The sequence below is a fragment of the Actinocrinis sp. genome (assembly GCF_035946395.1).
In the GTDB taxonomy this organism is placed as follows: domain Bacteria; phylum Actinomycetota; class Actinomycetes; order Streptomycetales; family Catenulisporaceae; genus Actinocrinis.
This window is the reverse complement of record NZ_DASYZI010000261.1, coordinates 1-7,668: the sequence shown is the minus strand read 5'-3', so window position 1 is coordinate 7,668 and position 7,668 is coordinate 1. Positions and strand designations below refer to the sequence as shown.

At 69.4% G+C, this 7,668-nt stretch carries 6 protein-coding genes; 3 read left to right on the top strand and 3 right to left on the bottom strand.

Annotation, left to right across the window (positions count from 1 at the left end; genetic code table 11):
- Positions 1 to 1,304, bottom strand: a 1,304-nt coding sequence (locus VGS97_RS16335; protein ID WP_326854385.1) for a condensation domain-containing protein, incomplete at its 3' end; no start/stop codon positions are given.
- Between the two features lie 150 nt (positions 1,305 to 1,454).
- Here VGS97_RS16335 and VGS97_RS16330 point away from each other — a divergent pair.
- Positions 1,455 to 2,768 carry an acyltransferase gene (locus VGS97_RS16330; protein ID WP_326854384.1) on the top strand — a complete coding sequence of 438 codons (1,314 nt, stop codon included), beginning with the start codon at positions 1,455 to 1,457 and terminating at the stop codon, positions 2,766 to 2,768.
- A 152-nt stretch (positions 2,769 to 2,920) separates the two neighbouring features.
- Entirely contained in the window at positions 2,921 to 4,324 is a 1,404-nt protein-coding gene (locus VGS97_RS16325) for a condensation domain-containing protein (protein WP_326854383.1), read from the top strand.
- Between the two features lie 82 nt (positions 4,325 to 4,406).
- Here VGS97_RS16325 and VGS97_RS16320 read toward each other — a convergent pair whose 3' ends face one another.
- On the bottom strand, positions 4,407 to 6,050 hold the full coding sequence (locus VGS97_RS16320; protein WP_326854382.1) for a lectin: 1,644 nt from the start codon (positions 6,048 to 6,050) through the stop codon (positions 4,407 to 4,409).
- 174 nt (positions 6,051 to 6,224) lie between these two features.
- Complete coding sequence (locus VGS97_RS16315; RefSeq protein WP_326854381.1) at positions 6,225 to 6,758, bottom strand: Lrp/AsnC family transcriptional regulator; 534 nt, start codon at positions 6,756 to 6,758, stop codon at positions 6,225 to 6,227.
- 167 nt (positions 6,759 to 6,925) lie between these two features.
- Here VGS97_RS16315 and VGS97_RS16310 point away from each other — a divergent pair.
- Positions 6,926 to 7,668 (top strand): VOC family protein (locus tag VGS97_RS16310; RefSeq protein WP_326854380.1); only part of this gene is annotated, 743 nt, incomplete at its 3' end.

The window sequence follows — 7,668 nt, the reverse complement described above, 5'->3', positions numbered from 1 at the left end:
GTCATCGACAGGGCCGCCGAACCCGGCCCGTCGAGCACGTCGAGGGCGAAGCTGACGTTGCGGCGCGGCTCGAACTCGACCGGCCAGCGCAGCGTCGTGCGCGGCCGCAGCTTCTCGATCGACGCGTTGTCGGCCGGCGGGCCCGCCGCGCCCGCCCGACCCGGCTTCACGCCGCGCGTGTCGTTGAAGAAGCAGGTCAGATCGCACAGACCATCCTGTCGGCCGCGCAGCTGCGCCATGTCCTGCTCCAACGACGCCTTGCGATAGTAGGCGTTGCGATAGGTGGACAGCGATGAGCCGAACGCCCGGCGCAGCAGCTGCGGGAAGCGGTCCGCCGCGTCCGGAAGGTGGAAGATTCCCTCCTGCGCGACCGTGCTCACCGCGCCCTGAAGGCCTGGCAGGAACCTGTTGTTGACCACGACCTGGAACACGGCGTCCGCCGATCCGGACAGCCGTGCCGCCATCGCCGAAGCCGCGGCCAGCAGCACCGAGGCGGAGCTGACCGCGTGCACCGTCGAAACCCGGTGCAGCGCGGCGGCGAGGGCCGGCGAGTCGAGCGCCGCGTTGGGGAACTTGGACTGCGCGCCGACGGCCACGTCCGTGGGGTCCGGCTCCGCGGCCGGGCGGAACATGTGCCGCGGAGCGAGGTCGAGTTTGCCGCGCCAGTGCCTGCGGGCCGCCGCGTCCTGGCGCCGCCCCCGCTCAGAGGCCTGGTACTGCGCCTCTTCGAGCGGCTGCAACCGGTCGGAGCGGCGCTGCCGCAGCTGCCGCCCGCTGGCCCCGCCGTGCGAGAGCGCCGACATGTCCTCGATCAGGTGCCGCAGGCCCCACGCGTCCACCGCGGTGTGGGAGAGCACGAACACCATGTGCCGCACCAGCCCGCCGGACTCGACCGCGCCGAAGCGGGCCGGCCACTCGTGCTCGGAGTCGAACGGCGTGGCGGCGAGCCGGGCGAGCAGCGCCCCGGCCTCGTCCTCGACCGCCTCGGCCTCGCACCGCCGCACGACCAGGACCGCGGAGCCCGAGTCGTGCACCTGCTGCACCAGCCGGCCCTCGTCGTCACCGTGCAGCGTCGTGCGCAGCGAATCGTTCAGCGGGAACAGCTCTTGCAGCGCCTTGACGATCCGTGCCGCGGGCAGCCCCGGCTCGACGGCGCCACCGCCGCAGACGTTGTACCGGGCCGCGTCGGCGCCCAGATTCCGCACGACGTCCCAGATGGCGTGCTGCCCCCAGGTGGCCGGGCCGCTTCCGGAGCGACCGGAGGAGAACGCGAACTCAAGATCAAGGTCACGCTGCGCACGCATGCTGCCGAGTCTGGCGCACCGGAGGGCGTAAGTCGACCTTTCACGACACCCTGCCGCGCTGTGATCGCTGTGGGGTGGAACATCGACAAAAGGGGAGGGTGATCTGTTATGGGTGGCTGGCCGCAATTGCGCGAGACCAGAACGATACGTGTGGGCGGCGCGCCGGGAACGGTGGTCCGCTGCGACATCAGTGATCTGCTGCTGGTCGAGCTGTCGGTGTCGGTGGCGTTCTTCTTCGAGCGCGAACTCGACGTGGACGCGCTCGCCGCCGCGCTGGCCGGCGCGCTCGGCCGCATACCCGCCTTCGGCGGCCGGCTGCGCCGCCGCGACGGTGTGCTGGAAGTCGTCTGCGACGACTCGGGCGTGCCGCTGACCGTGTACGACGTCGACGAGACCACCGCCGAGGCGATCGGCCGGATGACGCTGACGCAGTCCGGCTTCGTCGAGCACGTGGACCCGAAGGCCGCGCAGCTCGGCGAGCAGGCGCCGCTGGCGGTCCAGGTGAGCAGACTGGCCGACGGCGGCACCGTGCTCGGCTGCTCCTGGGCTCACGCGGTCGGCGACATGCGCAGTTTCATGACCCTGATGCACACCTGGTCGGCGCTCGCCGAGGGGGCGCCGCCGCCGGAGGCGGTCGTCGTCGAGGACCGCGGCGCTTATATCGACGGCGTCCTGCCGGACGAGGACAGCGGCCGTCCCGGCTTCCGCATCATCGACCGCGAAGAGATGGCCCTGCTCGACCAGGCCTTCGCCGCGGCGCCGCGCGCCAATCGCGCGGTGCAGATCTACTTCGGCGGGCCCGAAGTCGCCCGGATGAAGGAGCACTTCACGGCGGCCGCGCAGCGGCGCCTGTCGACCAACGACGTGCTGACCGCGCACCTGGTGACGTGCGTACGCCGGCTGGACGAGGACGCGCAGGTTCGCGCCCTGACGATCCCGGTGGACCTGCGGCGCTTCCTCGACCTGCCGCTCGGCGCGGTCGGCAACCTGGTCGGCGAGATCCACCTCGAATCCCCGGCGGACGCCGCGGCCGAGGATCTCGCCGCCCGCATCCGCGCTGGGGTGGACAACTTCGCCGGCGCGCACCTGAGCCTGCGCACCAGCCGCAGGCTGCTCGCGCAGCGCGGTCCTGCGCTGCTCGACGAGTGCGTGGCGCTGGGCTTCGACCCGCCGAACCGGACCTTCATGCTCAGCAACTGGAGCGGATTCGGCGTCTACGACACGGTGTTCGAGGGCTGCCGGCCGACGGCGTTCACTCCCGCGATCGGCCAGCCGCTGCCGTGGGTGGCGTGGGTCGTCGAGGGCTTCGAAGGCAGCGGGTTCCTGTGTACGCTCGTGGTCCCGGCCGCACTCGCCGGGCGGCTGCGCGGCGCGGCGGGAGCGCGGCTGCTGCACGGCTTCCGCGAACCGGGCGACGCACAGGGGTTCCCGCCGCTGGCCGGGCGGATCCGCAAACTGGCCTGAGCGCCGACGCGGGTATTGCCCTCGCGGCAGGGGTCTGCGATATTGTGCCACGAATACGGCAGAGATCTGATCAAAATTTTCATTGACTCGTACGAGTTTTGAGATCGACTCTGTCGTGCCGGTGTAGCCGGGCCTCGCTGGAGGGGGCGATCGTGGAACAGATCCTGGTTCCGTTCCAGGCGGCTGACCAGGGGCGGGGAGCGCCGTCCTGGGGTCAGCGGGACCTGTGGGGCGTCGGCGGGCACGAGGGCAGGCACGTCACCCTCGGCGGCGTGACCGCGCTGCCGCGCGGCACGAGCGTCGAAGCCGTCGCCGGCATCGTCAGCACCCTGGTGACGCGCCATCCGACGCTGCGCACCCGGTTTCACGTCGACGCGGCCCGGCGGCTGAGCGAGCAGATCGTCTCCTCCAGCGGCGAGGTCGCCCTCGCCGTTCTGGAGACGGACCACCCCGAGCAGGCGGCATTCGACGCCCTGGTCGGGTTCGACCAGGTGAGGTTCGATTTCGGCCAGGAGTGGCCGCTGCGCATGGCGGTGGTCCGGCATCGCGACGAACTGACGCACATGGTCGCCGTCTACAACCACATCGCGCTCGACGCGCGCGGCCTGGACGCGATGCTCGCGGACATGGCCGAGCGCGAGACGCCGCCGGACGGCGCCGCGGCGCTGCCACCGCTGGAACAGGCCTCCTGGCAGACCTCTGCGGCCGGCCGGCGGCAGAGCGCTCGTGCCCTGAGACACTGGGACCGCATCCTGCGCGAGGCGCCGGCGCAGCAGTTCCGCAAGCAGCGTGCTGACGCCGACTCGCCGTACGTCAAGCTGGTGCTCGAATCGGAGGCGGCGCAGCTTGCGGTCCGCGCGATAGCCGAGCGCACCCGGCAGAGCACCGGCTACGTCCTGCTGGCCGCCTACGCTGCGGCGGTCACGCACCTGTCCGGCTCGGCCCTCGTCGTGCTGCGCGTCGTCGTCGACAACCGCTTCCGGCCCGGCCTGTCCGACTCGGTCAGCGCGGTCTCGCAGATGGGTCTCTGGTCGATCGACGCGTCGGCGGCGACGTTCGACGCGCTGCTCGCTCGCGCCATGACGTCGTCGCTCGACACGTATATGAACGCTTACTACAACCCTGAGGAACGGCAAAGCCTGATCGAGTCCGTCGAGCGAGAGCGCGGTGAGCCGGTCGTCCTCGACTGCTGCTACAACGATCGCCGTCGCGGCCCCCAGGATCTGAAGCCGGCGGCGGACGGCGTGCCGACCCTGACCGGCGGCCAGAACGCGTCCGCGCCAACGGATCCGTCCGAGCCCGTCACGCGCGGCACGCTGCGCGCGGCCCTTGATCGCAGCGTGCTGCGCTGGGAGCCGTGGACGGCGCCGACGTCCCCGGTCGGCGAAACCCTCTACCTGCACATCGACGACACGCCGAACGGCCAGGGCCTGGTGTTCACCATCTGCGGCGACACCGCGTACCTGGCCCCGGCCGACATCGAACACTGCGCCCACATGATCGAGGACGTACTCGTCCAGGCCGCACTCGACTCCGGTGCGCCGATCCCCGGGTAGCCACCCGAGGACGCGAAGCCCGGTCACCCGCCGCGAAACGGGTGACCGGGCCGCGCTCTGGCTGCGGACGCTCCGATGGACGTCAGTCGGTGATGAGCGTGAACTGCTCCCACAGCCCGATCGCCGTGCGGTTGGCGATCAGCGAGGACGCGCCCGCGTTCTCCGCGGTCACGTACATGTTGTTGACCCGCGCCTGAAGGCTGATGGTGCCGTTGGAGTTGTGGATCAGATTGAAGCTCTCCCACAGCCCGATGGCGGTGCGGTTGGCGATCAGCGGCGACGCGCCGGAGTTGTCGGCGCACACGTACATGTTGTTCGCGTGGGCCCGGAAGCCGACGCTGCCGTCCGCGTTGTCGATGAGGTCGAACATCTCCCACGTGCCGATCGCCGCGCGGTTGGCGATCAGCGGCGAGGCGCCGGCGTTCTCCGCGGTGACGTACATGTTGTTCACGGCGGCCCGGAAGCTGATCACCGTCGTGCTCAGCACCGGCTGCGTCGGCCGGGTGGCGGTCAGCGCTATCTGGCCCTTGAGCATCCTGCCGCCGTCGTTGGTCAGCCGCAGGTAGTAGTCCGACGAGCAGGCGGTGCCGTCCGCGTCGAGGGCGAGCAGGCCGGAGCCCGCGGGGACCATCGCCTGCGTCTCGGCGGTCTTGGCGATCTGGTTGCCCTCGCCGTACTCGTCGAACATGGAGATGTAGATGCCCTGCACGCCGGCGCGCGCCATGTTGTAGAACTGGCGCCACATGAAGTCGCCGTGCGCACGCTGATTCGCCGAGACGTCCCCGGGCAGGACGCAGGGCTGGTAGTCGATTCCGTTGGCGTTGCAGTCGGCCTGGTCCGGCACGGTGTATGTGTTGTACGCGTTGTCGCAGTCCGTCACGTTCCCGATCGCGCCGACCATCCAGGGCGAGAGCATGTTGAACGCGTGGTAGACACCGAGGAAGCCCGAGCGCGAGCCGCCGGTGCCGGTGCGCCACTCGCGCGGCACGCCGCCGATGACGTAGCAGCCCTGACTCTTGAACCAGTTCACGACGTCGAGACAGGCCGCGGCGGTGAAGTCGTGGTTGGCGTCGTTGAAGCCGAAGCCCCAGATGCAGACCACCGGTTTGCCGTTCTGGTTCGCGTACATCGGCGAGGCGGTGTGCGCGGACATCTTGCCGGTCCAGTCGGTCTTGATCTCCGACTGCATGTTCGTCCAGCCGCTGACGTCGTACATGACGTAGAACTTGCGGCCGTAGGTCTCCGCGGCGGTACGGACCTTCCCCGCCATCGCGTCGCGCGTCGGGCCCTCGTTGCTGTTCGGGTTGAACCGCTGGAGGGCGGCCGTGTCGCAGCCGTTCTGCTGCATCCACAGGAAGTGCGTGTTGACCGTGGACTGGTCGTACGAGGAGAACAGCGTCGCGGGCTGGCCGTTGTTCAGGTTGGAGTACGCGGTCTGATACGTCTTGGCGTACTCCCGCATGTCGGGCCACGCCTTGATGTTGTTGTTGGTGGGCGAGGGGGCCTGTGACATGTTCTGGCTCCAGTGCCACCAGCCGTTGATCGGGGCGCCGTCGCCGATGCAGGCGAACCAGCCCTGGTAACCGACGGTGATCTTGCCGACGGCGTCCCCGGCCGGGCTGGCCGCCGACGCCGAAGAAGGCCACAGCGCGGTGGCGGAGATGGCGGCCGATCCGGCGACCGCGGTGACGGCGGAACCGAGGACGGCTCTGCGTGACAGGTTCATCGAGTCTCCCTTTCCGAGACGGAGGGGGAACGGTGACCGTCACCGCCGCGCCGAGCGGTAAGCGGTCGGATGAACAGCGCCCTCCTGCCGCACCGCGGTCGGCATCTGTCATCCGGACTTTCTGCGAGTCGTGATTAAACCCGCAAAGCCAGTCGGGGTCAAGTCTCTCGTATGCTATTCCTCCGATGAATGCGCAATGGCCTGGTATGCGGGTACTCGGCTCGGAACAGGTCGCGGCTGGGCGGTGAGCAGCGGCAGATAGCGCGGCGCTACCACCGTCGACAGTGCGATGATGCTGGTGGAGCGCACGACCGACGGGATGCGGTCAATCCGCAGCAGGGTCTCCTGCAAGCCCTCATTGGACGGCGCCGCCACCTTGCAGTGCACATCGCTCAGGCCGGTCGTGGCGTGTGCTTCCAGCACCTCGGGCAACCGTCCGAGCTCTTGCGCGATCTCGTCGAGCCGGCCCTGGGCGATCTCCAGGGTGACGAAGGCGAGCACCGGGTATCCGGCGGCGGCCAGGTCGATGTCCGGGCCGTGCCCGATGATCACGCCGTCCGTTTCGAGGCGCTGCACACGCGCCTGGACGGTCGCGCGGGAGACCTTGGTGATCCGGGACAGCTCCAGGAAGCCGGCCCGCGGGTTCTCGGCGAGCGCGCGGATCAAGAGCACGTCCAGCTGATCCAATTTCCTGCGCGATTGCTCCATCCCGGTGCCCTTCCCGAACAAGATGCTGTGCAGATTGTCTAGCTTATTACATCGAACTTGTCATAGAGCAGAGCTGAGTCATCTACTACTGCTCATCCACGGTGATACGGGTGCAGCTCAAACTCCCCTGGATCCCGGTGTCCCATATCCGGCATTGGAGGCAGGCGATGACGCAGTCAGCCCAGACGATGCGGGCCGCGCAGATGACCCAGACTTGGCAGACGGACGCGCTGATCGGCGCGGTCGCGCACGACGTCGCCACCGACCCGTTCCCGGTCATCGGCATGGACCACGTGCGCTTCTACGTCGGCAATGCCAAACAGGCGGCCCACTACTACTCCGCGGCCTTTGGTATGACCTGTGTGGCCTACCGGGGTCCGGAGACCGGCAGCCGCGACGTCGCCGAGTACGTGCTGACCTCGGGCAAGGCACGCTTCCGGATCACCGGCGAGGTCCGCGCAGGCTCACCGGCCGGCGCGTCGGTCGCCGCGCACGGCGACGGCGTGACGGACCTCGCGATCGAGGTGCCCGACGTGGACAAGGCGATCGAGCACGCCCGCACGCACGGCGCGACCGTGCTGCGTGAGGCCGAGGACCTTGAGGACCAGTACGGCACCGTGCGGATCGCCGCGCTGGCCACCTACGGCGAGACCCGGCACACGCTGGTGGACCGCTCCCGCTACGACGGGCCGTTCCTGCCCGGCTTCGTCCGGGCCGAGCCGCTGTTCCGGGCCAAACCGGCCGGCCACCCGGTCCGCTACTTCCAGGCGATCGACCACTGCGTCGGAAACGTCGAGCGGATGGCGCAGTGGGTGGACTTCTACAACCGGGTGCTCGGCTTCACCAACCTCAAGGAGTTCATCGGCGACGACATCGCCACCGAGTACTCCGCGCTGATGTCGAAGGTGGT

Bases quoted from the DNA above. Each gene is read 5' to 3' on its own strand.
- VGS97_RS16320 (WP_326854382.1), bottom strand. From the start codon at position 6,050: ATGAACCTGTCACGCAGAGCCGTCCTCGGTTCCGCCGTCACCGCGGTC.
- VGS97_RS16315 (WP_326854381.1), bottom strand. From the start codon at position 6,758: ATGGAGCAATCGCGCAGGAAATTGGATCAGCTGGACGTGCTCTTGATC.